This is a genomic window from Paeniroseomonas aquatica (assembly GCF_030409335.1).
Taxonomy (GTDB): Bacteria; Pseudomonadota; Alphaproteobacteria; order Acetobacterales; family Acetobacteraceae; genus Belnapia; species Belnapia aquatica.
On the sequence record NZ_JAUFPN010000190.1, the window covers coordinates 15,537 to 41,465 of the forward strand.

General features: G+C 74.0%; 27 protein-coding genes. 15 read left to right on the forward strand and 12 right to left on the reverse strand.

Annotated features, from left to right (window positions below; genetic code table 11):
- Positions 1-125 precede the first annotated feature (125 nt).
- From corA to QWZ14_RS22930, 6 genes are all read left to right on the forward strand, one after another.
- On the forward strand, positions 126-1,112 hold the full coding sequence (gene corA / locus QWZ14_RS22905; protein WP_290319259.1) for a magnesium/cobalt transporter CorA: 987 nt from the start codon (positions 126-128) through the stop codon (positions 1,110-1,112).
- Between the two features lie 23 nt (positions 1,113-1,135).
- On the forward strand, positions 1,136-1,813 hold the full coding sequence (locus tag QWZ14_RS22910) for a hypothetical protein (RefSeq protein ID WP_290319260.1): 678 nt from the start codon (positions 1,136-1,138) through the stop codon (positions 1,811-1,813).
- 62 nt (positions 1,814-1,875) lie between these two features.
- On the forward strand, positions 1,876-2,973 hold the full coding sequence (locus QWZ14_RS22915; RefSeq protein WP_290319262.1) for a catalase family protein: 1,098 nt from the start codon (positions 1,876-1,878) through the stop codon (positions 2,971-2,973).
- A gap of 67 nt (positions 2,974-3,040) precedes the next feature.
- Positions 3,041-4,006, forward strand: a complete 966-nt coding sequence (locus tag QWZ14_RS22920; protein ID WP_290319263.1) for an acetamidase/formamidase family protein — start codon at positions 3,041-3,043, stop codon at positions 4,004-4,006.
- Positions 4,007-4,049: 43 nt separating this feature from the next.
- Positions 4,050-4,268 (forward strand): hypothetical protein, encoded by a 219-nt coding sequence (locus tag QWZ14_RS22925; protein ID WP_290319264.1) that lies wholly within the window; start codon positions 4,050-4,052, stop codon positions 4,266-4,268.
- Positions 4,269-4,285: 17 nt separating this feature from the next.
- Positions 4,286-5,695, forward strand: a complete 1,410-nt coding sequence (locus QWZ14_RS22930) for an alkaline phosphatase family protein (RefSeq protein WP_290319265.1) — start codon at positions 4,286-4,288, stop codon at positions 5,693-5,695.
- Here the strand turns inward: QWZ14_RS22930 and QWZ14_RS22935 are convergent, their stop codons facing one another.
- Positions 5,696-6,787, reverse strand: a complete 1,092-nt coding sequence (locus tag QWZ14_RS22935) for an SDR family oxidoreductase (protein WP_290319266.1) — start codon at positions 6,785-6,787, stop codon at positions 5,696-5,698.
- A 126-nt stretch (positions 6,788-6,913) separates the two neighbouring features.
- On the opposite strand from QWZ14_RS22935, the gene QWZ14_RS22940 reads away from it, so the two are divergent.
- The gene (locus QWZ14_RS22940; RefSeq protein ID WP_290319267.1) at positions 6,914-8,530 is read left to right on the forward strand and encodes an acyl-CoA synthetase; all 1,617 of its coding nucleotides are present in this window, start codon (positions 6,914-6,916) and stop codon (positions 8,528-8,530) included.
- Positions 8,530-9,360 carry a PCC domain-containing protein gene (locus QWZ14_RS22945; protein ID WP_290319268.1) on the forward strand — a complete coding sequence of 277 codons (831 nt, stop codon included), beginning with the start codon at positions 8,530-8,532 and terminating at the stop codon, positions 9,358-9,360. Before QWZ14_RS22940 ends, QWZ14_RS22945 begins: the two co-directional genes overlap by 1 nt.
- 12 nt (positions 9,361-9,372) lie before the next feature.
- Here QWZ14_RS22945 and QWZ14_RS22950 read toward each other — a convergent pair whose 3' ends face one another.
- Positions 9,373-10,104 carry a superoxide dismutase gene (locus QWZ14_RS22950; protein ID WP_290319269.1) on the reverse strand — a complete coding sequence of 244 codons (732 nt, stop codon included), beginning with the start codon at positions 10,102-10,104 and terminating at the stop codon, positions 9,373-9,375.
- Positions 10,105-10,224: 120 nt separating this feature from the next.
- Complete coding sequence (locus QWZ14_RS22955) at positions 10,225-11,295, reverse strand: ABC transporter ATP-binding protein (protein WP_290319270.1); 1,071 nt, start codon at positions 11,293-11,295, stop codon at positions 10,225-10,227.
- 119 nt (positions 11,296-11,414) lie between these two features.
- On the opposite strand from QWZ14_RS22955, the gene QWZ14_RS22960 reads away from it, so the two are divergent.
- The 3 genes from QWZ14_RS22960 to QWZ14_RS22970 all read left to right on the forward strand — a co-directional run bounded on the left by QWZ14_RS22960 (position 11,415) and on the right by QWZ14_RS22970 (position 12,943).
- On the forward strand, positions 11,415-11,762 hold the full coding sequence (locus QWZ14_RS22960; protein ID WP_290319271.1) for a DUF883 family protein: 348 nt from the start codon (positions 11,415-11,417) through the stop codon (positions 11,760-11,762).
- 6 nt (positions 11,763-11,768) lie between these two features.
- Positions 11,769-12,203 (forward strand): phage holin family protein, encoded by a 435-nt coding sequence (locus QWZ14_RS22965; protein ID WP_290319272.1) that lies wholly within the window; start codon positions 11,769-11,771, stop codon positions 12,201-12,203.
- Positions 12,204-12,430: 227 nt separating this feature from the next.
- Positions 12,431-12,943 carry a hypothetical protein gene (locus QWZ14_RS22970; RefSeq protein ID WP_290319273.1) on the forward strand — a complete coding sequence of 171 codons (513 nt, stop codon included), beginning with the start codon at positions 12,431-12,433 and terminating at the stop codon, positions 12,941-12,943.
- A gap of 6 nt (positions 12,944-12,949) precedes the next feature.
- Here QWZ14_RS22970 and QWZ14_RS22975 read toward each other — a convergent pair whose 3' ends face one another.
- From QWZ14_RS22975 to QWZ14_RS32035, 4 genes are read right to left on the reverse strand one after another with little or no spacing between them, the layout of a single operon-like run.
- Positions 12,950-13,909 (reverse strand): Bug family tripartite tricarboxylate transporter substrate binding protein, encoded by a 960-nt coding sequence (locus QWZ14_RS22975; protein WP_290319274.1) that lies wholly within the window; start codon positions 13,907-13,909, stop codon positions 12,950-12,952.
- Entirely contained in the window at positions 13,909-14,406 is a 498-nt protein-coding gene (locus QWZ14_RS22980) for a DUF934 domain-containing protein (protein WP_290319275.1), read from the reverse strand. Before QWZ14_RS22980 ends, QWZ14_RS22975 begins: the two co-directional genes overlap by 1 nt.
- On the reverse strand, positions 14,393-16,060 hold the full coding sequence (locus tag QWZ14_RS22985) for a nitrite/sulfite reductase (RefSeq protein ID WP_353959332.1): 1,668 nt from the start codon (positions 16,058-16,060) through the stop codon (positions 14,393-14,395). The genes QWZ14_RS22980 and QWZ14_RS22985 overlap by 14 nt, the downstream gene beginning before the upstream one ends.
- Before the next feature lie 2 nt (positions 16,061-16,062).
- A complete protein-coding gene (locus QWZ14_RS32035) occupies positions 16,063-16,362 on the reverse strand; it encodes a DUF2849 domain-containing protein (RefSeq protein WP_353959333.1) in 300 nt (99 codons plus the stop codon).
- A 120-nt stretch (positions 16,363-16,482) separates the two neighbouring features.
- Here QWZ14_RS32035 and cobA point away from each other — a divergent pair, with 120 nt between their 5' ends.
- On the forward strand, positions 16,483-17,301 hold the full coding sequence (gene cobA / locus QWZ14_RS22990; RefSeq protein ID WP_290319276.1) for a uroporphyrinogen-III C-methyltransferase: 819 nt from the start codon (positions 16,483-16,485) through the stop codon (positions 17,299-17,301).
- A gap of 22 nt (positions 17,302-17,323) precedes the next feature.
- Here the strand turns inward: cobA and QWZ14_RS22995 are convergent, their stop codons facing one another.
- Positions 17,324-18,508, reverse strand: a complete 1,185-nt coding sequence (locus QWZ14_RS22995) for a sensor histidine kinase (protein WP_290319277.1) — start codon at positions 18,506-18,508, stop codon at positions 17,324-17,326.
- A 118-nt stretch (positions 18,509-18,626) separates the two neighbouring features.
- Here QWZ14_RS22995 and QWZ14_RS23000 point away from each other — a divergent pair, with 118 nt between their 5' ends.
- The 3 genes from QWZ14_RS23000 (at position 18,627) to QWZ14_RS23010 (ending at position 22,937) form a co-directional block, all read left to right on the forward strand.
- Positions 18,627-19,820 carry a YbfB/YjiJ family MFS transporter gene (locus QWZ14_RS23000; RefSeq protein ID WP_290319278.1) on the forward strand — a complete coding sequence of 398 codons (1,194 nt, stop codon included), beginning with the start codon at positions 18,627-18,629 and terminating at the stop codon, positions 19,818-19,820.
- Between the two features lie 53 nt (positions 19,821-19,873).
- Complete coding sequence (locus QWZ14_RS23005) at positions 19,874-21,877, forward strand: DUF4139 domain-containing protein (protein WP_290319279.1); 2,004 nt, start codon at positions 19,874-19,876, stop codon at positions 21,875-21,877.
- Between the two features lie 64 nt (positions 21,878-21,941).
- Positions 21,942-22,937, forward strand: a complete 996-nt coding sequence (locus tag QWZ14_RS23010; RefSeq protein WP_290319280.1) for a Bug family tripartite tricarboxylate transporter substrate binding protein — start codon at positions 21,942-21,944, stop codon at positions 22,935-22,937.
- 9 nt (positions 22,938-22,946) lie between these two features.
- Here QWZ14_RS23010 and QWZ14_RS23015 read toward each other — a convergent pair whose 3' ends face one another.
- The 4 genes from QWZ14_RS23015 to QWZ14_RS23030 all read right to left on the reverse strand — a co-directional run.
- Positions 22,947-23,933 carry a D-2-hydroxyacid dehydrogenase gene (locus QWZ14_RS23015; protein WP_290319281.1) on the reverse strand — a complete coding sequence of 329 codons (987 nt, stop codon included), beginning with the start codon at positions 23,931-23,933 and terminating at the stop codon, positions 22,947-22,949.
- Positions 23,933-24,718 (reverse strand): class II aldolase/adducin family protein, encoded by a 786-nt coding sequence (locus QWZ14_RS23020; RefSeq protein WP_290319282.1) that lies wholly within the window; start codon positions 24,716-24,718, stop codon positions 23,933-23,935. Before QWZ14_RS23020 ends, QWZ14_RS23015 begins: the two co-directional genes overlap by 1 nt.
- 72 nt (positions 24,719-24,790) lie before the next feature.
- Positions 24,791-25,594, reverse strand: a complete 804-nt coding sequence (locus tag QWZ14_RS23025) for an enoyl-CoA hydratase/isomerase family protein (RefSeq protein WP_290319283.1) — start codon at positions 25,592-25,594, stop codon at positions 24,791-24,793.
- Positions 25,591-25,929, reverse strand: a 339-nt coding sequence (locus QWZ14_RS23030; RefSeq protein WP_456307266.1) for a hypothetical protein, incomplete at its 5' end; no start/stop codon positions are given. The genes QWZ14_RS23030 and QWZ14_RS23025, both read right to left, overlap by 4 nt.

Genomic DNA, 25,929 nt, shown 5'->3' on the forward strand with positions numbered 1-25,929 from the left:
CCCCTGAACATCCACCGGCCGGGAGCAAGCCGCGCGCCAGCCTGGGGACGGCCCCCCTTGGCCCGCGTGACTTGTGCCGGCAGCACGGCTAGAAGCCGGAGGCCCGAACGGCCGGGGGACCCAGGATGTTGACCACCTATACCGTCGAGACCGGCCATCTCGTCGTGCGGGAAGGCGCGCAGGCGACCGCCAGCCTCAGCAAGGCGATCTGGATCGACCTGCTGACCCCGACCCAGGAGGAGGAGCGCGACGTCCAGGCCGCCCTCCGCCTCGAGATCCCGACCCGCGAGGAGATGCAGGAGATCGAGAGCTCCTCGCGCCTCTACAAGGAGGACGACACCCTCTTCCTGACCGCGCCCTTCCTCTACGGCGTCGACGGCGGGGAGCTGGGCTCGACCGCCATCACCTTCGTCCTCGGCAACGCGACCCTGGTCACGGTGCGCTACGCGACGCCCAAGGCCTTCGCGGTCTTCTCCGCCCGCTGCCAGCGGACGCCGGTGCAGCTGCTGACCACGCCGGACGGGGTGATGCTGCACCTGTTCGAGCAGGTGGTGGACCGGCTGGCGGATATCCTCGAGCGCATCGCCGCCGACATGGACCGCGCCAGCCAGGCCGCCTTCCGCACGGCGCGGGCCAAGGTGAAGGCGACCACCAAGGATGCCGACCTGAAGGAGGCGCTGATCACCCTCGGCCAGGTGGGCGAGGTGACGACGCGGGCGAGCGAGACGCTGCTCGGCCTGTCGCGCATCCTGACCTTCGTCGGCGCCGAGAAGGCGACGGCGGTGCGCAAGGAGAACCAGGGCCTCATCAAGACCCTGATGCGCGACGTGCGCTCCCTGGTCGAGCACGCGAGCTTCCTCAACAGCAAGGCCAACTTCCTGCTGGACGCGGTGCTCGGCATCATCAACGTCGAGCAGAACGCCATCATCAAGACCTTCACCGTGGCCAGCGTGGCGCTGATGCCGCCGACCCTGCTCGCCAGCATCTACGGCATGAACTTCGCCACCATGCCGGAGCTGGGCTGGAAATTCGGCTATCCGATGGCGCTCGGGCTCATGATCATCTCGGCGGTACTGCCGATCCTCTACTTCAAGCGCAAGGGCTGGCTCTGATCCTCCGCCTCGCGCTGCTGCTGGTGGCGGCCGCGCCGGCCCTGGCGGAGACGCCGCCCTGCCCGCCCGACCCGCCGCAGCTGCGGCTGACGGTCACCGATCCCGAGCCGGTCTTCAGCCATGCGCTGACCATCGACGGGCTGCACCGCGAGACCGGCCTGCCGCGCAGCGCGACCCTGCACCACCTCGGCCTCACCACCTCCCGCGTCGAGTGGCAGAGCGAGATCGAGACCCGCTACCGCAGCACCGAGGGGGGGGTCTGCGCCAGGCCGGCGACGGTCTCGCTGGAGCTGGCCCAGACCGAGCACGTGGTCCGCGTGGCGCGGGAGATCCCGAAGGGCAGCTGCCTCTGGCGCGAGGTCTCGGCCCATGAGCGGCGCCACGTGGCGGTCAACCGGCGCAGCCTGCGCCAGGCGGCGGCCCAGGCGAAGGCCGCGGCGGAGCGCTGGGGCGCCCGGGCCGAGGGGCGCGGCGCGACGCTGGACGAGGCCATGGCCAGCCTGCAGCAGGGGCTGCGCCAAGCGATAGAGCCGGCGCTGGCGGGCATGCGGGCCGCCCGGGACAGCGCGCACCGCGAGATCGACAGCCCGGCCGAATACGAGCGGCTGTCCCGCGCCTGCCCCGCCGACCAGAAGCGGCTGCGGGCGGCGGTGCGGCCCGGAGCGAAGCCGGGACTGCTGGTTCACGACCCTGTGCGGTAGCCGCCACCGGATCCGGGCGGCGCGTTTCGGCGGGACGATTCCTCAGCCCGGAAGGCTCGCCCATGCCCGCACCCGTGATCTACCAGCCCGGCCTCGAAGCCCGGGGCCCCGACGAGACCGAGACCATCGCCGCGCTGATCGAGACCCTGCGCGGCATCAGCGAGACCACCCTCGAGGACGGCGGCCATGCGCTGCGCAGCGTCCATGCGAAAAGCCACGGGCTGCTGCAGGGCGAGCTGACCGTGCTCGACAACCTGCCGCCGGAACTCGCCCAGGGGGTCTTCGCCAGGGTCGCCAGCTATCCCGTGGTGCTGCGCTTCTCGACCACGCCGGGCGACCTGCTGGACGACGGCGTCTCCGCCCCGCGCGGCCTCGGCCTGAAGCTGATCGGCGTCGAGGGCGAGCGGCTGCCAGGCGCCGAGGGGGCGGCGACGCAGGACTTCGTCATGGCCAATGCCCCGGCCTTCGCCGCGCCCGATCCCAAGGCCTTCCTCGGCAACCTCAAGCTGCTGGCCAGGACCACGGACAAGGCCCAGGGCCTGAAGAAGGCCCTCTCGGCCGTGCTGCGCGGGGCCGAGGCGGTGGTCGAGACCTTCGGCGGGAAAAGCCCGCTGCTGACCACCATGGGCGGCCAGCCGCTGACCCATGTGCTGGGCGAGACCTTCTATACCCAGGTGCCGCTGCTGCACGGCCCCTACATCGCCAAGCTCTCGGTGGCGCCGGTCTCGGCCGGGCTGGTCGCGCTGGTGGGGAAGAAGGTCTCGGTCAGCGGCAAGCCCAACGGCCTGCGCGACGCGCTGGTGGACTACTTCGCCACCCATGGCGGGGAATGGGAGCTGCGGGTGCAGCTCTGCACCGATGTCACGGCCATGCCGATCGAGGATGCCTCGGTCGCCTGGCCCGAGGACCGCAGCCCCTATGTCGCGGTGGCGCGGATCGCCGTGCCGCCGCAGCCGGCCTGGTCCGAGGCACGGTCGCGGGCGGTCGACGACGGCATGGCCTTCAGCCCCTGGCACGGCCTCGCGGCGCACCGGCCGGTCGGCGGCATCATGCGGGCGCGGAAGCCCGCCTACGCCATGTCGGCCGAGTTCCGCGGCAAGCACAACGGCTGCCCGATGCACGAGCCGGCGCGGCTGGAGCCGGGCACCCTGCCGGGGTGACCGGCACGGGCTTTGCCTCGTGGCGGGGCTGCGGCACCATGGCCGCAGCCTGAGGGAGGACGCCAGCTTGGCCGCGACGCACCACATCGAGCCGACGCTCGAGAACATCCGCTGGGGCGGGTTCGACGCGAATTTCGCCCCGGTCAGGACCGTCGACCCCGGCGACCTCGTGATCCTCGAATGCGTCTCGGGCGCGGCCGACGTGATGCCGGGCAAGGACAGCGGCCTGGCGATCCCGCCGCGGCTGGCGGCCATCCACGCCGCCAACCCGCCGCGCTTCGGGCCGCATATCCTCACCGGCCCGGTCGCGGTGAAGGGCGCCGAGCCGGGCGACTGCCTGCGCGTCGACATCGAGCGCATCGACCTCGGCTGCGACTGGGGTTTCTGCGGCTTCCGCCCGCTGCTGGGCACCCTGCCGGAGGACTTCCCCTACAAGCGGGTGCTGCACATCCCGGTCGACCGCGAGGCGATGACCTGCCAGGTGCCGGTCGGCCCCGGCATCACCCTCCCGCTCTCGCCCTTCTTCGGGGTCATGGGCGTCGCCGGGCCGGAGGAATGGGGCACCATCTCCACCAAGGAGCCGCGCGCCCATGGCGGCAACCTCGACAACAAGGAGCTCTGCGCCGGCGCCACGCTGTTCCTGCCGGTCTTCGTCCCCGGCGCGCAATTCTCCGCCGGTGACGGCCATGGCGTGCAGGGCGACGGCGAGGTCTGCATCAACGCACTCGAGATCTGCCTGACCGGCCACTTCCGCCTCGGCCTCGAGAAGGGCGGCGGGGCCCGCGACCCGATCCTGAAATACCCCCGCGCCGAGACGCCGACGCACTACATCAGCATGGGCATGCACGAGGACCTCGACGTGGCGATGAAGACCGCGCTGCGCGAGATGATCGCCTTCATCGTCGGCCGCGCCAACGTCACCGCCGCCGATGCCTACCAGCTCTGCAGCCTCGCGGTGGACTTCCACGTGACCCAGACGGTGAACGGCGAGAAGGGCGTGCACGGGCTGCTGAAGAAGGGGCTGTTCTTCTAGGAGCCCGCAGGCGCACCGTGGTGGCGCCACCAGGGAGGCTCGCATGCCCGACGACCTCGGAGATGCCCGCAGCCGCGCGGAAGCCCAAGGCTTCCGCGAGCAGGCGGAACGTCGCAAATCCGCCGACCCCGCCTATGCCTATGCGCCGCGCTGGGTGCCCAGCGGGAATTGGCGAATGGGCCTCGGCGACGTGATCGTCATCGTCTTCGGCGTCGGGCTGCTGCTCATGGTCTTCGGAATGAAACTGTTCGGCGTCTTCTGAAGCCCTAGGATGGCGCCATGCGCGCCATCCTCATCCTGCTCGACGGGCTCCGCCCCGACCTCGTGACGCCGGAGCGGATGCCGCGGCTGGCCGCGCTCGCCGCCGCCGGCACCCGCTTCGCCCATGCCCGCAGCGTCTTCCCCAGCGAGACCCGGGTTGCCACCGCCTCGCTGGTCACCGGCTGCCGCCCGGCGGCGCATGGGCTGACCGCCAATACCATCTTCGATGCCCGGGCCGCCCCCGACCGGCTGATCAGGACCGGCAGCGTGGCCGACCTGCGGCTGCTGGCGGCGGGCGCCGCCTCGCCGCTGCAGCGGCCCGGCCTCGGCGAGATCCTGGCGACAGCCGGGCGAAGCCTGGCGGTGGTCTCGGCCGGCTCGCCCGGCCAGACCTTCCTGGCGCATCCCCGGGCGGAGGCGCTGGGCGGCTTCCGCTGGAACGCGGCCGATACCGAGGGCGACGCGGCCCGGCTGCTCGCGGAGCGCCTGGGGCCGGCGCCGCCGGCCGCCATCCCCAACATCCCCCGGCTCGAGCACGCGGTGCAGGCGCTGACCCGGGTGGTGCTGCCGGAGCTGCGGCCCGACGTCGCCCTGCTCTGGTGCCCGGAGCCGGACATCAGCTTCCACTACCGCGGCCTCGATGCGCCGGAGACGCGGCTGGCGCTGGCGGCGGCAGATCGCGCCGTGGGCGCGGTGCAGGACTGGCGCGATGCCCAGCCGGACCGCGCCGGGATCGCCCTGTTCGTGCTGTCGGACCATGGCCATGTCAGCGGCAGCCTGAAGCTCGACCTGGCGGCCGAGCTGCGCCGCGGCGGCTTCGCCGCCGCCGCCGGGCTGGCCCCGGGGGTGGAGGTGGTGGTGGCCCCGGCCGCCGCGCCGGGCCTCTGGCTGCGGGAGGCCGCGCTGGCCCGGCCACTGGCCGCCTTCCTCGCCACCCGGCCCTGGGCGGGGCCGCTGCTGGCGCGCGACCCTGCGCTGCTGCCCGGCGCGCCGGGGCTGGCCGCGCTGGATGCCGCGCATCCCCGCAGCGCCGACCTCGTGCTCTGCTTCGCCGGCGCCGAAGGCCCGGACCAGCATGGCCTGCCGGGCCATGCCCCCTTCGATGCGCCGGACGTGCCGGAGGGCGGCGGCATGCACGGCGGGCTGCACCGGCGCGAGCTGGCGACGCTGCTGGTCGCCGAGGGCGGGCCCTTCCGCCGCGCCGCCGTGGCCCGGGGCGCCTGCGACCTCGCCGACCTGGCGCCGACGCTGCTGCACCTGCTCGGCCTGCCGCCGGCCGGGATGGAGGGGCGGGTCCTCAGCGCGGGCTGGGACGCCGGGGCGGATGCCCCGCCCGTGCCGGAGCGCCTGGCCCTGCCGGGCGGCTTCCGGCTGGAGCTGTCGCGGCAGGGCGGCCGGCGCTACCCGGACGCCCTGCTGCAGGCCTGATCAGCCGAAGCGGCGGCGGAGCGCCGGCCGCGGGTCGAGGTGCAGCGGCCCGGTCAGGCGGATCCGCCCCTGGCCCAGCCGGCGCGCCGCCAGGCTGCCCAGCACCAGCGCCCCCAGCCCGGCCACCGCCGCGGCGGTGGCGACCGGATGCAGCTGCGCCTCGAGGAAGAGGCTGGTCTTCCGCACCGGGGAGACCGGCTGCGTCAGGCTCTGCTCGGTGCCGTCCTCGCGCGGCCGCGCCAGGTTGTCGGCCCGGCTGGGCTTCGGCGCCTTGCCGGTGGTCTGGGCGCTGCGGCCGATCGCCTGCATCAGCAGGTCGGTGCCGCGCGGGGCGATCGCCCCGAGCAGGGCGATGACATGGCCGCCGAAGCCGATGACGATGTCCCGCTTGCGATGGGCGCAGGCATGCAGGATGGCGCGCGCCACCAGCCGCGGGTCGTAGGCCGGCGGCGGCACGCGGGTGCCCGGCGAATCCGTCAGGTTGCGGGCATGTTCCTGGAAGGCGGTCTCGATGCCGGAGGGCTTGATCAGCGTCACGCTGACCGGGGCGCCGGAGGATTCCAGCTCCATCCGCAGCGTGTCGGTGAAGGCCTTCACCGCATGCTTGGTCGCGGAATAGGTGCCCTGCAGCAGGATGGCCCGGTCCGACAGGACGCTGCCGAGGTTGATGATGGCGCCGCCGCGGCTGCGCAGCGCGCGGGCGGCGATCAGGCTGCCATGGACCACGCCCCAGTAATTGGTGTCGAACAGCTTCCGCTGGTCCTCGATCGAGGTCTGCTCCAGCTCGCCGTAGACCGAGACGCCGGCGTCGTTGACCCAGGAATCGAAGCTGCCGAAGACCGCCTTCGCCTGGGCGGCAGCCTGTTCCAGCGCCGCCTGGTCGCCGACGTCGGCCACGGCATAGTCGGCCTGGCCGCCGCGGCCGCGCAGCTCCTCGACGATGGTCTTCAGCGCCGCCTCGTTGCGGGCGATGAGGAAGACGCGGGCGCCGGCCTCGCTGGCCAGCCGGGCGGTGGCGAGGCCGATGCCGGAACTGGCGCCGGTGATGACAATGGTCTGCTGGGACAACGGCTTGAGCCGAAGATGCGGCATGGGGACCTCGGGTTTTCGGGGGGCTGCGAAGCCAATCGCCCACCCCCCGGGCCGGGTTCCCGCGCCATGGCGTGTCACCCGGCGCGCGGCGGCGCTAGGCTGCCCGGCAATACGGGAGGAGACCCGATGACCCAGCCTGCAACCACGTCCGTGGGGAGCCTGCCGGTATCCCGCCGGGTGATGAACCTCGCCCATTTCCTGACCCAGGCGGCCCGGCGCTTCCCCGACCACCCGGCCCTGGTCTGGGGCGAGCGGCAATGGTCCTGGCAGGCGCTGGAGACGCGGGTCACCGCCCTCGCCGCGGCGCTGGCGGCCCAGGGCCTCGGCAAGGGCGACCGCATCCTGGTCCATGCGCGGAACGGCAACGAGATCATCGAGACCATGTTCGCCGCCTTCCGGCTCGGCGCCGTCTGGGTGCCGACCAACTTCCGGCTGGTGCCGGAGGAGGTGGCCTGGCTGGCCCGGGCCTCCGGCGCCCGCGCCTTCCTCTGCCAGTCGGTCTTCCCCGACCATGCCGCGGCGGTGGCGGCGGCGCTGCCCGGGATCTTCCTGGCCAGCCTGGGCGAGGCGGGTTTTGGCACCACGACCCACGCCGGCCTGATCGCCGCCGGGGCCGGCCTGCCCTGCCCCACCGCGACGGTCGAGCGCGACGACCCCTGCTGGTTCTTCTTCACCTCCGGCACCACCGGCCGGCCCAAGGCGGCGGTGCTGACGCATGGCCAGATGGGCTTCGTCGTCACCAACCACCTCTGCGACCTGATGCCGGGCACGACCGAGGCGGATGCCTCCCTGGTGGTGGCGCCGCTGTCGCACGGGGCGGGGATCCACTTCCTCGCCCAGGTGGCGCGCGGCGCCCGCTCGGTGCTGCTGCCGGGCGAGCGCTTCGACGTGGCCGAGGCCTGGCGGCTGGTGGAGGCGCATCGCGTCAGCAACATGTTCACCGTGCCGACCATCCTGACCATGCTGGTCGAGCATCCGGCGGCGGCGCAGGTCGACCATTCCTCGCTGCGGCACGTGATCTATGCGGGGGCGCCGATGTACCGGGAGGACCAGAAGCGGGCGCTGGCCCGGCTGGGCAAGGTGATCGTGCAGTATTTCGGCCTCGGCGAGGTCACCGGCAACATCACCGTCCTGCCGGCCGCGCTGCACACGCTGGAGGATGGGCCGGCCGCCCGCCCCGGCAGCTGCGGCTTCGCCCGGACCGGCATGGAGATCCAGATCCAGGACGAGGCCGGGGAGGAGCTGCCGCCCGGCACCCAGGGCGAGATCTGCGTCTCCGGCCCCGCCGTCTTCGCCGGCTACCACGACAACCCGGAAGCGAACGCAAAGGCCTTCCGCCACGGCTGGTTCCGCACCGGCGACCTCGGCCACATGGATGCCGAGGGCTTCCTCTTCATCACCGGCCGGGCCTCCGACATGTACATCTCGGGCGGCTCCAACGTGTATCCGCGGGAGGTGGAGGAGGTGATCCTGCAGCACCCCGCCATCGCCGAGGTCGCCGTGGTCGGCGTGCCCGACCGGCAATGGGGCGAGGCCGGCGTGGCGGTCCTGGTGCCGCGGGGCGAGGCGCCGGGTGAGGCCGAGATGCTCGCCTGGCTCGCCGCCCGCGTCGCCCGCTACAAGCTGCCGCGGCGGGTGGTCTTCTGGGAGGCGCTGCCGCGCTCGGGCTACGGCAAGATCACCAAGAAGCTGGTGCGCGAGGAGATGGCGGCCCGCGGCATCCTGCCGCTGGACCCGGCCTGATGCTGCGCCAGCCCGGCCCCGCGCTGCAGCCGCGGACGGTCGGCCTGCCGGGCACCGCCCGGCCGCTGGCCTTCACCCTGGAGCCGGGGCTCACCCTGCTCGAGGCGGTGGCGCGGCCGCTGCGGGCGGCGGGCTTCGCCAGCGCGGTGCTGGAGCTGGCCGGCGGCGGCTTCGGCCCCTTCGCCTACGTGATGCCGGCGCCGTCACCGGATGCCAGCCATGCCGCCTGGTACAGCGCGGCGCAGCTGCCCGCCGGCGGGGCCCGGCTGGAACGGGGCTGCGTCACCTTCGGCGAGCGGGCGGGCGAGCCCTGGCTGCATGCCCATGCCAGCTGGCAGGAGGCCGCCGGCCGGCGCGGCGGCCATGTGCTGCCGGAGGAGACCCGGATCGCGGCGCCGGTCGCCGCCCGCGCCTGGGGGCTCGAGGGCCTCGGCTTCGCCGTCGCCGCCGATGCCGAGACCAATTTCCCGCTGTTCGGTCCGGTGGCGGCGCCTCCCGGCGCTGGCCAGATCCGCGTCGTCGCCCTGCGGATCCGGCCGAACGAGGATCTGTGCGACGCCCTCGCCGCGCTGTGCCGCCAGCACGGCTTCGCCCGCGCCATCCTGCGCGGCAGCCTGGGCAGCCTGGTCGGCGCCCGCTTCGCGGATGGGCGCTCCGTGCCGGACTACGCCACGGAGCTGCTGGTGACGGAGGGGCGCATCGGGCCGGACGGCGCCCGGGTCGCCGTCGCCCTCGCCGACATGGCCGGCCGGGTGCACGAGGGCGTGCTGCTGCCCGGCCGGAACCCCGTCTGCATCACCTTCGAGGGCGTGCTGGAGGCGCTTCCCTGACGCCGGCCGGCGTCAGATCGCCAGCAGCCCGGACTTGGCCGCGGCGAAGCGGGCGGCGACCTTGTCCCAGTTGACCACGTTCCACCAGGCGGCGAGGTAGTCCGGCCGGCGGTTCTGGTACTTCAGGTAGTAGGCATGCTCCCAGACGTCGTTGCCGAACAGCACCCGGGCGCCGTCCATCAGCGGGGTGTCCTGGTTCGGCTTGCTGACCAGCGCCAGCTTGCCCGCGGCATCCACCGTGACGAAGACCCAGCCCGAGCCGAAGACGCGCGCCCCGGCGCCGTTGAAGTCGGCCTTCAGCTTGTCGAAGCCGCCGAGGTCGCGGGTGATGGCCGAGGCCAGCTCGCCGCCGGGGGCGCCGCCCTTGCCGCCCATCACCTGCCAGAACATCGTGTGGTTGGCATGGCCGCCGCCGTTGTTGCGGATGGCGGTACGCACCGCCTCGGGCATCTCGGACAGCTTGGCCAGGATCTGCTCCAGCGGCAGGCTGGCGATCTGGCCATGGTCCTTCGCCACGGCGTTGAGGTTGTTCACATAGGCGGCGTGGTGCCGGCCGTGATGGATCTCCATGGTCTGCGCGTCGATATGCGGCTCGTTGGCATTGGCCGCGTAGGGCAGCGGCGGCAGGGTGAAGGGGCCCGCCGGAGGGGATGCCGGCTGGGCGAAGGCCCGCGGCAGGGCGGCGAGCCCGGCCAGGGCGGCGCTGCCCAGCAGGAGCTTGCGGCGGTCGAGCATCATGGACATGCAGGCGGTCTCCCCGTCGTTGCGGACTGCACATGGTGCGTGCCGGCCGCGAACCAAGAACCTCGGCAGCCTCGGGCGGCGCGGCGCGGCGGTCAACGACCCCGTCCGCCCGGCCCGGCGCTAGCGCAGCGCCCGGAAGGCGAAGGCGGCATAGGGGTCCCAGGCGACCGAGGCCGGCCCGCCCGGCACCGGCACCCGGCTGCCCACCGGGCGCTTCGCCACCAGCATCCCGCCTTCGCCCAGCTCCAGCAGCAGCCGCACGTGGTCGCCGAGGAAGATCAGGTCGCGCAGCGCCGCCGGCAGCGCCCCCTCCCCCATCTCCTCGGCCGGCAGGGCGGCGACCGCGACCTTCTCCGGCCGGATGGTGACGATGCAGCGGCTGCCCGGCCCCCCGGCATCGGCGACCCGCGCCTCGACCAGCGGCCCGCAGGCGAGGCGGACGCCGCATTCCTCCTCCTCCCGCCATTCCACGGTGCCGGGCAGCCGGTTGTTCTCCCCGGCCAGGCTGGCGACGAAGGCGGTGGCGGGCTCCTCGTAGAGCCGGCGCGGGGTGTCGAGCTGGGCGATGCCGCCCTCCTCCAGCACGGCGACGCGGTCGGCCAGCGCCATCGCCTCCTCGCCGTCCCGGGTCGCCAGCAGCACCGTCAGGCCGAGCCGGCGGACCAGCCGGCGCAGCTCGAAGCCGAGCGCCCGCCGGGCCGGCGGGTCGAGCCCGGCCAGCGGGTCGTCCAGCAGCAGCACCGGCTGCTCCGGCGCCAGGGCGCGGGCGAGCGCCACCCGCAGCCGCGGCAGCGGCGCCAGCGCCGCCAGCGGCCGGCCCTCGAAGCCGTCGAGGCCGAGCAGGGTCAGGGCGCGGGCGACCCGGGCCGGGCGGTCCCGCCCCGGCACGTCGTAGCTGGCCAGGGGCTGCGACACCGCCTCCTGCACGGTCGAGCGGGCGGGCAGTCCGGGCTCGAAGACGGCGATGCCGCGGCGCGGCGGCGACAGCGGCGCGAGGTCGCGGCCGGCCAGCAGCAGCCGCCCGCGGTCCGGGCGCTCCTGCCCCGCCAGCAGGCGCAGCAGCATGGTCTTGCCGGCCCCCGCCGGGCCGAGCAGGGCCAGGGTCTCGCCGCGCGCCAGCGCGAAGCCGATCCCGGCGAGGCCGGCTTTGGTCTTGGCCACCGCCTCGAATTCAATCAGGGGTGTGTCCATCGATTCTCCTGGGCCGCGCAGGCATCGTCGCCTGTCATGCGGCTGTCAACGGAAGGCGGAACCTTCGGCCGGCAGGCGGCGTTCCAGGGCCGAGATTCCACCGCCTCAGGAGCGATACGATGAGCGCAGCCAACGACCTTTCCAACGACGCCCGCAAGCTGAAGGACCAGGCCGCGGCTTCCACCGACCGGGTGACGACGGATGCCAGCGAGGAGCTGGCGAAGCTCCGTGCCCAGGTCGAGCGCCTGATGCAGGAGCGCGTCACCCCGGCCCTGGCCGAGGCCGCCGACCAGGTGCAGGGCTATGCCGTCCGCGCCCGCGACGCGGTCGAGGAGCGCGCCGATGCGCTGTCCGACACGGTTAAGGAGCGGCCGCTGATCGCGGTCGGCATTGCCGCGCTCGGCGGCTACCTGATCGGCCGGCTGATGGGCGGCAATACCTACGTCTATCCGCGCGACCGGCGCTAAGCCGCCATGCGGCTGATCAGCCTGCTGCGCCTCGCGGCGCAGGCCGAGACGCTACGGTGGAAGCGGACCGGCCGCGGCGTCGCCATCCAGGCGGCGCTCGGGGCCGGGGCCGCGGTCTTCGGACTGATGCTGCTGATCATGCTGCACGTGGCGGCGCTGATCTGGCTGGCCCGCGACCAGGGCGGCGCCGGCGCCGCGCTGATCATCGCCGCGGTGGACCTGGTGGTGGCCGGGCTGCTGGGCTGGCTGGCCGCGCGGCATGCCGAGGACCCGATCCAGGTCGAGGCCCAGCGGGTGCGCGACGATGCGCTTCGCCAAGTCGGCGACACCGCCTCGCGGGCCATGATGCTGGCGCCCCTGCTGCGCAGCCGGTCGGTGAAGAAGGGCTTGCTGGGCGCCGCGGTGACCGCCGCGGTGGTCGGCTTCATCGCCAAGCGCTAGCCTTCGCGCCGGGTCGGACCCGGCAGCCGCGGCGACACGACGCCGGCCGGCGACCCCGGCCGGCGTTTCCGCGTTCCGGCCCGGACCGCAGGCCGGCAGCGGCACCGTCCGAACCGGCAGGGAGACGCAGCCATGACCGAGGCGACGGAAACCCAGGGACAGCGGCGCGACCGCCTGCCGCCCGGACCGCCGGAGACCGGTGGCTGAAGCCTGACCCCGCTCCGGCGATGCTCGGCCGGCGTCCCCTGCTCGCCGGGCTGCTGCTGCCGGTGGCCGAGCGCGACCCGGCCTGCGGCCCGGTGGAGCGGGCGCATCCGATGGCTTGGCGGAATCCCCGCTTCGGCCTTGGCATGACCTATCCGTCGAGCTTCCGGCTCGACCCCGACAGCATTCCCGCCAGCGGCGACACCACCCGCTTCGCCACCGCCGACGGCCAGGCGACGGCGGTGGTGACCGCCTTCCGCAACGGGCTGCGCCAGAGCCTGCCGGATCTCTTCGCCGAGGCGCGGCGCGACGTCACCGAGAACAGCGGCGGGGTCATCACCTACCAGCAGAGCCGGGAGAACTGGTTCGTGCTCTCGGGCTACATGGCCGGCCGCATCTTCTACCGGCGCAGCCTGCTGACCGCCGGGGCGGCGGTGATCGGCACGCTCTGGATCGAATTCCCCCGGGGCATGCGGCCCTGCTTCGAGCCGGCGGTGGCCATGATGTCGCTGTCCTTCCGCGAGACCGGGCCCTGAGGCCTGCTAGTCCGGCTCGATCCGGGCGCGGCGGATGGTCCCGGCCCAGCGGTCGGCATCGGCGCGGATCAGCGCCGCCAGCGCCTCGGGCGTCTCGTGCACCGGCTCCAGCCCCAGGGCGGCGAGCCGTTCGGCCACCTCCGGCCTGGCCTGCACCTGGGCGATGGCGGCGTTCAGCCGGGCGACGATCGCCGGGTCGGTGCCGCGCGGCGCGACGATGCCGTGCCAGCCCACCGCCTCCGCGCCGGTCATGCCGGCCTCGGCCAGGGTCGGCACCTCCGGCAGGCCCTGCGCGCGCGCCGCGGAGGAGACGAAGATGCCGCGCAGCCGCCCGGCGCGGACATGCTCGGTCACCGCGCCGATGTTGATCAGCACGCCCTGCAGCGTGCCGCCGAGCAGGTCGTTCACCGCCAGCGCGCCGCCGCGGTAGGGCACATGAGTCCAGCGCACCTCGGCCGCGGCCTGGATCTGCTCGCCCAGCAGATGCGCCAGGCTGCCGTTGCCCGGCGTGCCCACCGCGAAGGGGCCCCGCCGCGCGGCGGCGAGGATGTCGTCCAGCCGCCGCGCGCCGCTGTCGGCCCGCACCACCAGAATCTGCGGCACCCGCACCGCGCGGGCCACCGGGGCGAAGCCCTCGACCGGGTCGAAGCCGAGGCCGGGGAACAGCGTCCGGTTGATCGACAGGCTGTCGGAGCCGGCGAGCAGGGTATAGCCGTCGGGCCTCGCCCGCGACGCCGCCTCGTAGCCGATGTTGCTGCCGGCGCCGGGCTGGTTCTCCACCACCACGGCCTGGCCCAGCGCCTCGGTCAGGTGCCGCGCCAGCAGCCGGGCGACGATGTCCTGGCTGCCGCCGGCGGCGACCGGCACGATGATGCGGATGCTGCGCTCGGCCGGCCAGGGCGCCTGGGCGCGGGCAGGATGGGCCAAGGCCGAGGTGGCCAGCAGCAGGGCGGTGCGGCGGCGCATCACGCGACCCTCAGGCGGCGGCGCAGCAGGGACAGCGGCGCATCGGCGGAGAGGGCGGCCTGGTAGCCGATGTCGACGACGCGGCGGCAGGCGTCCCAGACCGCCGGGTCGGCGCCCTCGGGCACCTCCACGGTGGAGACGCCGCAGCGCAGCAGCATGGCGTAGTGGTCGGGGATGACATGGCCGGTGGCACGGATCTCGCCGGTGAAGCCGTGGTATTCGCGCAAGGCCCGCGCCTGGGTGAAGGCGCGGCCATCCTTCGCCTTCGGCAGCCGCAGCGCGACCAGCGACAGCAGGCCCAGCAGCGGCGCGACCTCGGCCGGCGCGGTCTCCGGCGGCAGGGCGAGCCCGATCGGCGCGTTGCGCCGGGCCAGCGCCGGCGCCTCCCGCCGCAGCTGCTCCAGGCCGAGGATCACCGGCCCATCGGGCAGCGGCACGTCATCGTCGACGCTGGCCCAGGGGTCGGGGCGCAGCCGGCCATCCTCAAGCAACGGCATAGAGGGCCTCCTTGAAGGGCGCGGCGCCGATGCGGCGGTAGGTGTCGACGAAGCGCTCGCCCGGCGCCCGATGCGCGATATGGGTCCGGATGATGGTCTCGATGGCATCGACGATGTCGTCGTAGCCGAAGGCCGGGCCGATCAGCTCGCCGATGGCGGCGTCGTTGGTGGCGGAGCCGCCGAGCGTCACCTGATAGACCTCCTCGCCGCGCTTATCGACGCCGAGGATGCCGATATGCGCCACGTGGTGATGGCCGCAGGCGTTGATGCAGCCGGAGATGTTGATGAAGCACTCGCCGATGTCGTGCTGCCGGTCGAGGTCGGCGAAGCGCTCGGAGATGCGCTGGGCGACCGGGATGCTGCGGGCGGTCGCCAGCGCGCAGTAGTCCATCCCCGGGCAGGCGATGATGTCGCTGATCAGCCCGATGTTCGGCGTCGCCAGCCCATGCGCGGCCAGGCCCTGCCACAGCGCGTGCAGGTCCTCCTGGCGGACATGCGGCAGCACCAGGTTCTGCACGTGGCTGACCCGGATCTCGCCGAAGGAATGGCGCTCCGCGAGGTCGGCCACCGCTTCCATCTGGCTGGCGCTGGCATCGCCGGGGATGCCGCCGATCGGCTTCAGGGAGATGGTGACGGAGGCATAGCCGGGCTGCTTGTGCGGCCGCACGCTGGCCCGGGCCCAGGCGGCGAAAGCCGGGTCCTGCGGCAGCGGGCGGTCCTCCAGCCGGGCGAAGGGCGGCGGGGCGAAATGCGCGGCGATGGCGGCGACGATCTCCGGGTCCAGCCGGTAGGCCTGCTGCGGCATCCGGTCGTATTCCGCGTCGACCAGGGCGCGGAACTCCTCGCCCAGGTCGCGCACCAGGATCTTGATGCGCGCCTTATAGATGTTGTCGCGTTCGCCGAGCGCGTTGTAGACGCGGAGGATCGCCTCCATGCGGCCGAGGAACTCCGCCTCCGGCACGAAGTCGTAGAGCCTGCGGCCGATCAGCGGGGTGCGGCCGAGGCCGCCGCCGACATGGATCTCGAAGCCGACCTCGCCCTCTGCGTTGCGCTTCGCCGCCACGCCGATGTCGTGCACGAGCGAGGCGACGCGGTCGCTCGGGCTGCCGGTGATGGCGAATTTGAACTTGCGCGGCAGCCAGGTGAACTCCGGGTGCAAGGTCGACCACTGCCGCAGGATCTCGGCATAGACGCGGGGGTCCACCACCTCGTCCGGGGAGGCGCCGGCGTATTCGTCGGTGGTGACGTTGCGGATGCAATTGCCGCTGGTCTGGATGGCGTGCATGTCCACCTCGGCCAACGCCTCCAGCATCTCCGGCACGTCCTCCAGCTTCGTCCAGTTGAACTGGATGTTCTGGCGCGTGGTGAAATGGCCGAAGCCGCGGTCCCAGCGCCGGGCGATCATCGCCAGCTGGCGCAGCTGCGGGGCGTTCAGCACGCCATAGGGGATGGCGACGCGCAGCATGTAGGCATGCAGCTGGAGGTAGAGGCCGTTCATCAGCCGCAGCGGCTTGAACTCATCCTCGGTAAGGTCGCCGGCCAGGCGGCGGGCGACCTGGCCGCGGAACTCGGCGATGCGCTCGGCCAGGAATTCGCGGTCGATCGCGTCGTAGCGATAGGTGCGGGCGAAGGGCGGGATGACGGTCGCGTTCATGCTCAGGCCGCCTCGGCGTCGATGCTGGGGCCGCCGAGGCGCAGCCGCTCGCGGAATTTCAGCGGCAGTCCGTCGGCCCCGAGCTCGACCGCATAGACGCCGACGACGCGCTGCTGCCGCTCCCCCTGCTGGGCCAGGGCGAGGCCCTCGGCGGCCGCCTCGGGGGCGAAGGGGGTGACGGCGCCCAGCCGCGGCTCCCAGCGGCCCTCGGTGCCCATCCAGGCGACGCGGCCGTCGCGCAGGCCATTGCCGCTGAAGACCACCGGAGAGGTGGCCGGGCGGGACTTCGCCTTGCTGCTCATCGCGTGGGGCCTCCTTGGCGTTGCACGGTGACTGGTCGGTATTTAACTATCGAACCACGCGCCAACAAGGGCATATTACCATCCAGCACGTCCCCATCCGCATTCCGGAAAATACTTATCATGAACGTGGATTATGCCTCCGCCCTGGCGACCGCCGATGCCCCCGCGCCGGGCGAGGTCTGGCTGGTCGGCGCCGGGCCGGGCGACCCGGGGCTGCTGACGCGGCGCGCCGCCTCGGCCCTCGCCCGGGCCGATCTGGTGCTGCACGACGCGCTGCCGGGCCGGGCGATGCTGCGCCTGGTCGGGCCCGGCGCGACCATCGTCCCGGTCGGCAAGCGCAAGGGCCTGGCGCCGCTGCCGCAGCCGAAGATCAACGCCCGGCTGATCGCCGGCGCCCGGGCCGGGCTGCGGGTCGTGCGGCTGAAGGGCGGCGATCCCTTCCTGTTCGGCCGCGGCGGCGAGGAGGCGCAGGCGCTCGCCGCCGCCGGCATTCCCTGGCGGGTGGTCCCGGGCGTCAGCGCCGGCACCGCCGCCCCCGCGGCGGCCGGCATCCCGCTGACCCATCGCGGCCTGGCCAGCACCGTCACCTTCGTCACCGGCCACGACGAGACCGGCAGTCTGCCGGAGAGCATCGACTGGCAGGCGCTCGGCCGGGGCGGCGGCACCATCGCCGCCTTCATGGCCGCCTCGAAGCTGGACGAGATCGCGCTCCGGCTGCTGGCTGCCGGCCGGTCGCCGGCGACGCCGGTCGCGGTGGTGGCCCAGGCCTCGCTGCCGGGTCAGGCGGTGCTGCGGACCACCCTCGGCCAATGCACGCTGGAGGCCCGCCGCGCCGGCCTGCCGACCCCGGCGCTGGTGGTGATCGGCGAGGTCGCCGGCCTGGCCGCGGCCCTGCTGCCGGCGGTCGGCCAGGCCGCATCCCTGTCCCGGAGCGCCTGAGCGGGCGCCCCGCGGAGGAGGGTCAGGACGGCTCGCGCTTGGCCGGGCGCACCAGCACGCTCAGCCGGGCGCCGCGGCCGATGCCCGTGCTCCATTCGGTGCGGGTGGCCAGCTGGCGCGCCAGCCCGTCGATCATGCGCATCCCGGTGCCGCCCGAGCGTTCCAGCGGCAGGCCCTTGCCGTCGTCCCACAGGGTTATCCGCGCCGCACCGCCGCGGCCGGGCTCGAGCCGCAGGCCGATGGTGCCCTGGATGCCGCCGTCCGCCGGATTGCCGTCGAAGGCGTATTTCAGGCTGTTGGTGATGAACTCGTTCACCATCAGGCCAAGCGGCGCCGCCTGCTCCGGCGAGACGGTGACGTCCTTGATCTCCAGCACCAGCCGGACGCGGGTGCGGTCCTCCTCGTGGAAGCGCAGCAGGGTGCCGGCGACCTCGGCCAGGTAGGCGCCGAGGTCCACCCGGTCGACCTCGCCGCTGACGTAGAGCTTGTCGTGCAGCAGCCGCAGCGCGTCCACCCGCTGGCTGACCGCGCGCAGCGCCTCCCGCGTCTCGGACTGGCTGGCCCGGCGCAGCTGCAGCTGCACTAGGCCGACGATGACCTGCAGGTTGTTCTTCACCCGGTGCTGCAATTCCCGCAGCAGGCGCTCGTTGTCCGTGGCGCGGTTGCGGACCTCCTCGTCGGCCCGCAGCCGCTCCACCGCGGCGGAGAGCATGTTGGCGTAGGTCCGCAGGAAGCTGACGTCATCCTCGGAGAACTGCCGCTGCTCGCGGCTGTCCACCTCCAGCACGCCGTAGGGCGGCCGGCCGTCCACCCCCTGCACCACCACGTTGACCAGGGAGCGCACGTCATGCTCGAGCACGAAGGCCGGGATGGCGAAGCGGTCCTCGCACCCGACGTCGTTGCAGACCACCGCGTCGCCGGTGGCCAGGGCATGGCCCTCGGACGATCCCTCGTTGCCCTTGAGGGTCACCTCCCCCACCACGCCGGGCTTCCAGCCGACGCCGGCCCGGACGACGAGGATATTGCCGTCCTGCCGCTCCAGCACCTTGGCGAGATCGGTCCCGAGCCCCTCGGCCACCAGCCGGCAGGCATCGTGCAGGATCTCCTCGAGATCATCCGAATGCAGCGCCAGCTCGCCGAAGCGCGCCAGCGCGGTCTGCTGCGCCAGGAGGCGGGCGCGGCTCTGCTCCGTGGTGTCATCGTCCATGCCGGTCCTAAGCGGGGGCCCGGGCCGGGGTTCCGCGCACAGGTTGCGTAGGTCGCAGAGGGCCGCGGCGGGCCGGCATGGATGGCGCGGCCGGCGGAATCCCGCCTAGGCTGGCCGGGTGTCCCCTTACCCGACCGCGGCATCGCCGCCGCATCCCGCCCCCCGGCCGGTGGCCTTCCTGAAGCCCGCCCTGGCCGGGGCGGCGGCCACCGCCTCCGGCAACGGCCTCGCCCGCTTCGCCTATGTGCCGCTGTTTCCCGCCATGGTCACCGCCGGCTGGGTCGATGGCGGCCAGGCCGGGACGCTCGGGGCCGCGGCGCTGCTCGGCTACCTCATCGGCACCCTGGCCGGGCGGCCGGTGGCGCTGCGGCTGGGCGTCCCCGGGCTGCTGGACCTCGGCATGGGGCTGGTGGTGGTGGCGCTGGCGGCCTGCGCCTGGAACGGCGGCTTCTGGTGGTTCCTCGGCTGGCGGACCCTGGCCGGGGTGGCGGGCGGCTTCCTGATGGCCATGGCCGGGCCGGCCACCCAGGCGAGCGTGGCGCCCTGGCGGCGCGGGGCGGCGGGGGGCATCGTCATCGCCGGGGTCGGCGGCGGCATCGCCGCCGGGGCGATGGCCGTGCCCGGGCTGCTGCCGCTGGGCCTGTCGGCCACCTGGCTGGGGCTGGCCGGGCTGGTCGCGCTGCTCTGGGCGCTGGCGCATGCGCACTGGCCGCGCATGGTGCTGACCGGCGCGGCGGCCGAGCCCCGGCCGGCGGCGATCCGCGGCCCGGCCCGGCTGCTGATCCTCACCTACGGGCTGCACGGCGCCGGGATGGTCCCGCCGATGGTCTACCTGGCGGATCTGGCGGCCCGCGGCCGGGGTCTCGGCGTCGGCACCGGGGCGGCGACCTGGCTGGTCTTCGGCCTGGCGGGGATCCTGGGCGGCATCCTCTCCGGCCGGGCGGTGGACCGCCTGGGCGGCCGGGCGACCCTGCGGCTCTGGCTGCTGATCCAGGTGGCGGCGCTGGCGCTGGCGCTGCCGCCCTGGGCCGGGCTGGTGCTGCCGATGGCCGCCGCCGCCGGCTTCGCCGCGGTCGGGGTGAGCGCGGTGACGCTGGCGGTGGGGCGGGAGATCGCCGGGCCGCAGGCGGCGGGGCTCTGGATCCACTGCACCGCCGCCTTCGCGGTGACCCAGACGGTGGTGGGCTTCGCCCTGGCCGCGGTCTTCGCCGCGACCGGGGAGAGCCACTTCGCGGTCTTCGCCGCGGGGCTCGGCTTCTCCCTGGCCGGGCTGGGCACCACGCTGCTGATGGCCCGGCCGGGCAAGCCATAATTCCGCGCGCTTGCGGGCCTAGACCGGGGCCGCCCACCGGCCGGAGACCCGCCATGCGCCGCGCACTGCTGCTTGCCACCTGCCTCACCTGGCCCGCCCTTGCCCCCGCTGCGGCGGAGGAATTGCCGGTGCGCGCCGTCACCCTCTCGAATGCCGGGCTGGTCCAGATCGAGCGCGGCGGCACCCTGGCGCCGGAGGCCAGCATCACCTTCCGCGCCCCGGTCGAGGATATCGACGACGTGCTGAAGACGCTGGTGCTGCGCGATGCCGGCGGCACCGTGGAAGGGCTGCGCCTGCCGGCCCAGGACCTGGAGACCGAGGCCTTCCGCGGCCTGCCGCTGCGCCCGGCCGATTTCGAGAACCGCGTGGCCCTGCTGCGGGCGCTGCGCGGCCACCCGGTCGAGGCCGGCGGCGCCGCCGGCCGGCTGGCCGATGCCGAGGAGGCCGAGGCCGGGCTGCGGGTCTCGCTGATCACCCCGCAGGGCCTCCGGCTGGTGCTGCTGCGGGAAGGCGATCAGGTGCAGCTCGCGGATGCCGCCCTGGCGGCGCGGATCGCCCGCGCGGCGGCGGCCCTGGCCGCCGCCCGCACCGCCGACGAACGCCAGGTCGAGATCCGCCTCGGCGGGGCGACGGCGCCGCGCGAGGTCGGCTTCGCCACCGTGACCGGGGCGCCGCTGTGGAAGCCGTCCTGGCGGCTGGTCATCCCCGCGGGCGAGGGCGAGGCCCGGCTGCAGGGCTGGGCGGTGGTCGAGAACCGCTCCGGCACGGATTGGGAGGGGGTGCGGCTCTCCCTCGTCTCCGGCAATCCGGCGGCCTATCGCCAGGCGCTCTATACCCCGATCCGGGTGACCCGGCCGGGGCAGCCGGTGCGCGCCGCCGATCAGCCTCGCGTCGAGGCCGATGCCGGGGCCCGCCCCGCGCCACCGCCGCCGGCGCCCATGGCCGCCGCCATGGCCCCGGCGCCGCGCGCCTTCCGGATGGCCGAGGCGGCGCCGCCCGCCGCCGAGCCGCTGGCGGACCTGCCCGCGGCCACCGCCGCCAGCGCGGCCGGGCGGGTCGCCTTCACCCTGCCCGGCCCGGTCACCATCCGCGGCGGCGAGACGGCGAACCTGCCCTTCCTCGATGCCAGGCTGCCGGCCGAGCGGCTCTGGTGGGTGCAGGATCTCGCCGCGCGCAACCCGCTGAACGCGGTGCGGCTGCGCAACGCCGGCGACCGGACCCTGCCCGACGGGCTGGCGGCGGTCTTCGGCGCCGAGGGCGCCGAGGCCGGGGCCTACCTCGGCGATGCCGAGATCCGCGCGGTGGCGCCCGGCGACCAGCGCCTGCTGGCCTTCGCCCGCGACCGCGACGTGCAGCTCTCCGCCGCATCCTCGAGCAGCGAGCGGCCGGTGAAGGCCGAGTTCCGCCGCGGCGTGGTGGTGGTCGGCACCCTCCGGCAGGAGGAGGTGGCGCTGGCGGTCGACCCGCGCGGCGGCAAGGGCCGGCTGGTGGTGGACCTGCCGCGGCGGCCCGGCGCCACGCCGCGCTTCGCGGTCGCGGCCGAGGGCGACTTCGGCCTGCGGCACGAGGCGATGCTGGAGGGCGGCCCGCAGACCCTGCGCTTCGGCTTCGAGCGCGAGGGCCGGCGGGAGGCGCCGCTGTTCGACGCCGGGCTGGGCGACCCGATCCTGCTGCGCTGGCGCGAGCTCGACCTCGAGCAGAACCTGCGGCGCCTGCCCGGCGGGCCCGACAGCCTCGAGACCCTGCGCGGCGTGCTGGAAGGCCTGCCGGCCGCGGCCCCGGGCCGCGAGACCCTGGCCGGGATCGTCGGCGGGATGGCGGAGGCGCGGCGGCTGCTGGAGGCGGCGCACGGCGCCATCCGCTCCTACGCCGCGGCCGAGGCGGCGCTCGGCCGCGCCCGGGCGGCGGCCGAGGACCGCACCGGCGCGGAGCGGGAGGAGGCACGCCGCCGGCTCAACCAGGCCAGCCTGGCGGCGGAGCGGGCCGGCGGTGCCGCGGATGCGGCCTGGGAGGCCTGGCAGCGGGCGGTCGTGGCCGTGCTGGCGCGGACCGGCTGAACCGCCGCGCAACGAACCGCCACGCGCCGCGTAGAAGGCGCGAGACAAGCCGCAGGAGCAGTGAATGACGCATGACCAGGGCCGGGGCGCCACGCGCCGCCTGGCGATCGGCGGGCTGATCGGGGCCGGCCTCGCCGCCCCCTCCATCGCCCGGGGCCAGCTGGCCAACCGGCCGATCACCCTCGTGGTCGGCTTCCCGCCGGGCGGGCAGACCGATTTCGCCGCCCGCATCCTGCAGCCGGGGCTCTCGGCGGCGCTGGGCCAGACGGTGGTGATCGAGAACCGCGGCGGCGCCGGCGGCAACCTCGGCACCGACGCCGTGCTGCGGGCGCGGCCGGACGGGACCACGCTGCTGGCGGGCAATGCCAATCCGCTGACCATCAACCCGCACACCTTCGCCGGCATGACCATCGACCCGCTGAAGCTCACGCCGGTCGGGATGATGCTGCAGTCGGCGCTGGTGCTCGGCCTGCACCCCTCGGTGCCGGCCAGGACGCCGCAGGAATTCGCCGCCTGGGTGCGGGCCCAGCCGAAGGGCGCGGACTACGGCTCGGGCAGCGCCGGCAGCCTGACGCATGTGGCGATGGAGCTGCTGCGCAACCGGCTGGGCAACCCGCCGCTGGAGCACGTGCCCTACCGGGGCAGCGGCCCGGCGCTGCAGGACTTCATCGCCGGGCGCTTCAGCGCGATGTTCGACGGCGCCTCGGTCATGGCGCCCTTCATCCGGGCCGGGCAGATCCGCGGCCTGATGGGCACCGGGGCGGCGCGCATCCCGGCCTTCCCGGACATGCCGACCTCGGCCGAGATGGGGCTGGCCGATTTCACCTTCACCGCCTGGATCGGCCTGTTCGGCCCGCCGGGCCTGGCGCCCGACATCGTCGAGCGGCTGAACCAGGGGCTGAACACCGCGCTGCGCGACGCGACGGTGCGCGAGCGGATCACCAGCCAGGGCGACGAGCCCGGCGGCGGCACGGCACAGGAGCTCGGCGCGCAGATGACCCGTGACCATGCCCGCTGGGGCGAGGTGGTGAAGGCGAACAACATCCGCTCGGACGGCTGAGACCCCCGGCTACCGGGCCAGGTTCAGCAGCGGTTCGCCGCGCGCCCAGCGGCCGAGGTTGCCGCAGAACTGGGCGGCGACCCGTTCCGGCAGCCCGTCGCTCGCCGCCGCGCTGTGCGGGGAGACGATGACGTTGGGGAGATCCCAGAAGGGACTCTCGGCCGGCAGCGGCTCCAGCGCGAAGACATCGAGGAAGGCGCCGGCGAGATGGCCGGCGCGCAGCGCGGCGAGCAGGTCGTCCTCCACCACGATGCCGCCGCGGGCGACGTTCACCAAATGGCGCCCGGGCGGCAGCAGGGCCAGGGCGCGGGCATCGATCAGGCCGCGCGTCGTCTCGGTCAGCGGGCAGGCGAGAATCAGCCAGTCGGTCCGCGGCAGCAGCGCCGGCAGGGCGGCGAAGGGTGCGGTGGCGGCGAAGCCTGGCGGCGGGGTGGCGGCGGCATCGCGGCGGATACCGGTGGTGCGCAGCCCGAAGGCGCCGCAGAGCCGGGCGATCTCCTGACCGATCGGGCCGGTGCCGAGGATCAGCGCCGACTGGCCGTCGATGTCGCGCGGCTCGGCGCCGGCATAGAGCGGCTCCCAGGCGCGGCGCCGCTGCGCCTCGGCGATGCGCGGCAGGCCGCGGGCCAGCGCCAGCAGGCCGGTGACGGCGGTGGTCGCCACCGCACCGGCGCTGGCGCCGGCGGAATTGGTCAGGGTCAGGCCGCGGGCGAGCATGGCCTGGTAGGGCGCCATGTCGGTGCCGGCGGAGAAGGTCTGCACCCAGCGGAGGTCGGGGCTGGCGGCCAGCAGGTCGAGGAAGCGCCGGAAGCGGGCGGTCAGGTTGAAGCGGGTGCCGCCGACGAAGAGGTCGCGGGTGACGAAGGCGACCTCGGCGCCGGCGGTCTCCGGCAGCGGCCCGTCCGGCGGCACGGGGACGAGCTGCACGGCGGGCACGGCGGCGCGGATGCGCTCGCCGTGCCGCACCGCCGCGACGTCGGACAGCAGGAGCTTCATCAATCGCGGTAGCTGGGGTCGATCCGGTCCAGCTTGCGCAGCAGCGCCGGCCAGTCGAGCACGCCGAAGGGGCGGCGGGTCTTCGGCTGGTAGTTCTGGTAGGTCTTCTCGACCACCTCCTCCGGCACCTTGATCATCGGGCTGTTGCAGGACATGGCGGCGATCTGCGTCTTGCAGGACAGCTCCAGCCGGTGCAGCGCGTTGAAGGCCTCGGCGATGGTGTTGCCGACGGTGAGCAGGCCGTGGTTGCGCAGGATCATCGCGTTGTTGTCGCCGAGGTCGGCGACCAGCTTGTCCTGCATCTCGAGGTCGAGCACCACGCCGCCGAAGTCGTGGTAGCTGATATGGGCGAAGCGCATGCTGGTTTGCGTGTTCGGCAGCAGGCCGCATTCCAGGGTCGAGACCGCCATGCCGGCCCAGGTATGGGTATGGGCGACGCAGGCGATCTCGTGCTTGGCCTTGTGGATCGCCGAGTGGATCACGAAGCCGGCGCGGTTCACGCCGTAGTCCTGGCCCGGGAATTCCGGCTTCAGCAGGATGTTGCCGTCGTAGTCGATCTTGATGAGCGAGGAGGCGGTGATCTCCTCGTAGAGCATGCCGTAGGCATTGATGAGGAAGGAATCCTCGCCGGGCACCCGGACCGAGACGTGGTTGGCGATGAGGTCGTTCATCTCGTAGTGGGCCACCAGCCGGTAGCAGGCGGCGAGGTCGACGCGGGCCTGCCACTCGGCCGGGCTGACCTTGTGGCGCATCGAGGGGATTCGGTATTCGGTGCTGTCGAGCATGGCGGTTTCCTTTCCGGTGGACGCGGCTTGGGGCCTATCGGGCACCCTGGACGGTCGATTGTCCAGATGCCTTCAGCGACCCTTGAACTGCGGCTTGCGCTTCTCGGCGAAGGCGGCGGTGGCCTCGCGGTGGTCCTCGGTCGCGCCGACCACCGCGGCGCAGCTCGCGGCCATCGAGAGCGCGTCGCGGAAATTGCTGGTCTCGCCCTGCTGCACCAGCCGCTTCATCAGCCGGATGCCGACCGTCGGGCCATTGGCCAGGCGTTCCGCCACCGAATAGGTATGCGCCATGAGCTGGTCGTCGGGGACGCATTTGTTCACCAGGCCGATCCGCTCGGCCTCCGGCGCGCCGACGAAGTCGCCGAGCCAGAGCATCTCGAGCGCCTTCGGCCGGCCGACCAGCCGCGGCAGCATCCAGGCGCCGCCGTCGCCGGCGACGAAGCCGACCTTGATGTAGGTCTCGGCGAAGCGGGCGCTCTCGGCCGCGAAGCGCAGGTCGCCCATCAGCGCCATGTCCATGCCCGCGCCGGTGGCGGCGCCGTTGACCGCGACGATATAGGGCTTGTCCAGCTCCATCAGCGTCAGCGGGATGCGGTGGACGTGGTCGGTCAGGTACTTGGCGCGGTCCCAGGGCTGCTGCCCGCCGGCGGTATTGGCGGCCATGCGCTTCACGTCGCCGCCCGAGCAGAAGATCCGCCCGGCGCCGGTCAGCACCACGGCGCGGATGGCGTCGTCGAGGATGCATTCGCGCAGCGCGCGTTCCCACTGGCCCAGCATCTCGGTGGTGAAGGCGTTGCCGCTGTCCGGCCGATTCAGGGTGATGGTGGCGATGCCGCCGGTGGTCTCGAACAGCAGTTCGCTGGTGGGCTCGGTCATGGGGCGTTTCCTTTGGGGGTGCTTCCTCTGGCCGGCATCTTGCCTCCATCCGTGAGCAACGGCCACAGCCCCTCCGGCCCGGCCGCCCGGGCGGCGGCCCCGATCCAGCCGGCCCAGGCCGCCTCGCCGCCGAATTCCGCCTGCCAGGACCGCAGCCGGCGGACCAGCGGCCCGAGCGGCAGGTCGGGCGCCAGCCCGGCGGCGCCGAACAGCCGCTCCGCCAGCGCGGCGCCGCGGAGCGCCGCGGCCGAGGCCCGCTGCTTGGCGCAGGCGATGGCGAAGGCGGCCAACGCGCTCTCGGCCGCCCTGGTCGCGGCGGCGACCGCCGCCCGGGC

What these genes read in the sequence shown, in the direction of transcription:
- QWZ14_RS22915 (WP_290319262.1), top strand. Translation starts at nt 1,876, where the DNA reads ATGCCCGCACCCGTGATCTACCAGCCCGGCCTCGAAGCCCGGGGCCCC.
- cobA (WP_290319276.1), top strand. Translation starts at nt 16,483, where the DNA reads ATGAACGTGGATTATGCCTCCGCCCTGGCGACCGCCGATGCCCCCGCG.
- QWZ14_RS22945 (WP_290319268.1), top strand. Translation starts at nt 8,530, where the DNA reads ATGCTGCGCCAGCCCGGCCCCGCGCTGCAGCCGCGGACGGTCGGCCTG.
- QWZ14_RS22940 (WP_290319267.1), top strand. Translation starts at nt 6,914, where the DNA reads ATGACCCAGCCTGCAACCACGTCCGTGGGGAGCCTGCCGGTATCCCGC.
- QWZ14_RS32035 (WP_353959333.1), bottom strand. Translation starts at nt 16,362, where the DNA reads ATGAGCAGCAAGGCGAAGTCCCGCCCGGCCACCTCTCCGGTGGTCTTC.
- QWZ14_RS22960 (WP_290319271.1), top strand. Translation starts at nt 11,415, where the DNA reads ATGAGCGCAGCCAACGACCTTTCCAACGACGCCCGCAAGCTGAAGGAC.
- QWZ14_RS22995 (WP_290319277.1), bottom strand. Translation starts at nt 18,508, where the DNA reads ATGGACGATGACACCACGGAGCAGAGCCGCGCCCGCCTCCTGGCGCAG.
- QWZ14_RS22925 (WP_290319264.1), top strand. Translation starts at nt 4,050, where the DNA reads ATGCCCGACGACCTCGGAGATGCCCGCAGCCGCGCGGAAGCCCAAGGC.
- corA (WP_290319259.1), top strand. Translation starts at nt 126, where the DNA reads ATGTTGACCACCTATACCGTCGAGACCGGCCATCTCGTCGTGCGGGAA.
- QWZ14_RS23020 (WP_290319282.1), bottom strand. Translation starts at nt 24,718, where the DNA reads ATGCTCGACAGCACCGAATACCGAATCCCCTCGATGCGCCACAAGGTC.
- QWZ14_RS22930 (WP_290319265.1), top strand. Translation starts at nt 4,286, where the DNA reads ATGCGCGCCATCCTCATCCTGCTCGACGGGCTCCGCCCCGACCTCGTG.
- QWZ14_RS22965 (WP_290319272.1), top strand. Translation starts at nt 11,769, where the DNA reads ATGCGGCTGATCAGCCTGCTGCGCCTCGCGGCGCAGGCCGAGACGCTA.
- QWZ14_RS22950 (WP_290319269.1), bottom strand. Translation starts at nt 10,104, where the DNA reads ATGTCCATGATGCTCGACCGCCGCAAGCTCCTGCTGGGCAGCGCCGCC.
- QWZ14_RS22935 (WP_290319266.1), bottom strand. Translation starts at nt 6,787, where the DNA reads ATGCCGCATCTTCGGCTCAAGCCGTTGTCCCAGCAGACCATTGTCATC.
- QWZ14_RS22985 (WP_353959332.1), bottom strand. Translation starts at nt 16,060, where the DNA reads ATGAACGCGACCGTCATCCCGCCCTTCGCCCGCACCTATCGCTACGAC.
- QWZ14_RS22970 (WP_290319273.1), top strand. Translation starts at nt 12,431, where the DNA reads ATGCTCGGCCGGCGTCCCCTGCTCGCCGGGCTGCTGCTGCCGGTGGCC.
- QWZ14_RS23010 (WP_290319280.1), top strand. Translation starts at nt 21,942, where the DNA reads ATGACGCATGACCAGGGCCGGGGCGCCACGCGCCGCCTGGCGATCGGC.
- QWZ14_RS22975 (WP_290319274.1), bottom strand. Translation starts at nt 13,909, where the DNA reads ATGCGCCGCCGCACCGCCCTGCTGCTGGCCACCTCGGCCTTGGCCCAT.
- QWZ14_RS23015 (WP_290319281.1), bottom strand. Translation starts at nt 23,933, where the DNA reads ATGAAGCTCCTGCTGTCCGACGTCGCGGCGGTGCGGCACGGCGAGCGC.
- QWZ14_RS23025 (WP_290319283.1), bottom strand. Translation starts at nt 25,594, where the DNA reads ATGACCGAGCCCACCAGCGAACTGCTGTTCGAGACCACCGGCGGCATC.
- QWZ14_RS22980 (WP_290319275.1), bottom strand. Translation starts at nt 14,406, where the DNA reads ATGCCGTTGCTTGAGGATGGCCGGCTGCGCCCCGACCCCTGGGCCAGC.
- QWZ14_RS23005 (WP_290319279.1), top strand. Translation starts at nt 19,874, where the DNA reads ATGCGCCGCGCACTGCTGCTTGCCACCTGCCTCACCTGGCCCGCCCTT.
- QWZ14_RS22955 (WP_290319270.1), bottom strand. Translation starts at nt 11,295, where the DNA reads ATGGACACACCCCTGATTGAATTCGAGGCGGTGGCCAAGACCAAAGCC.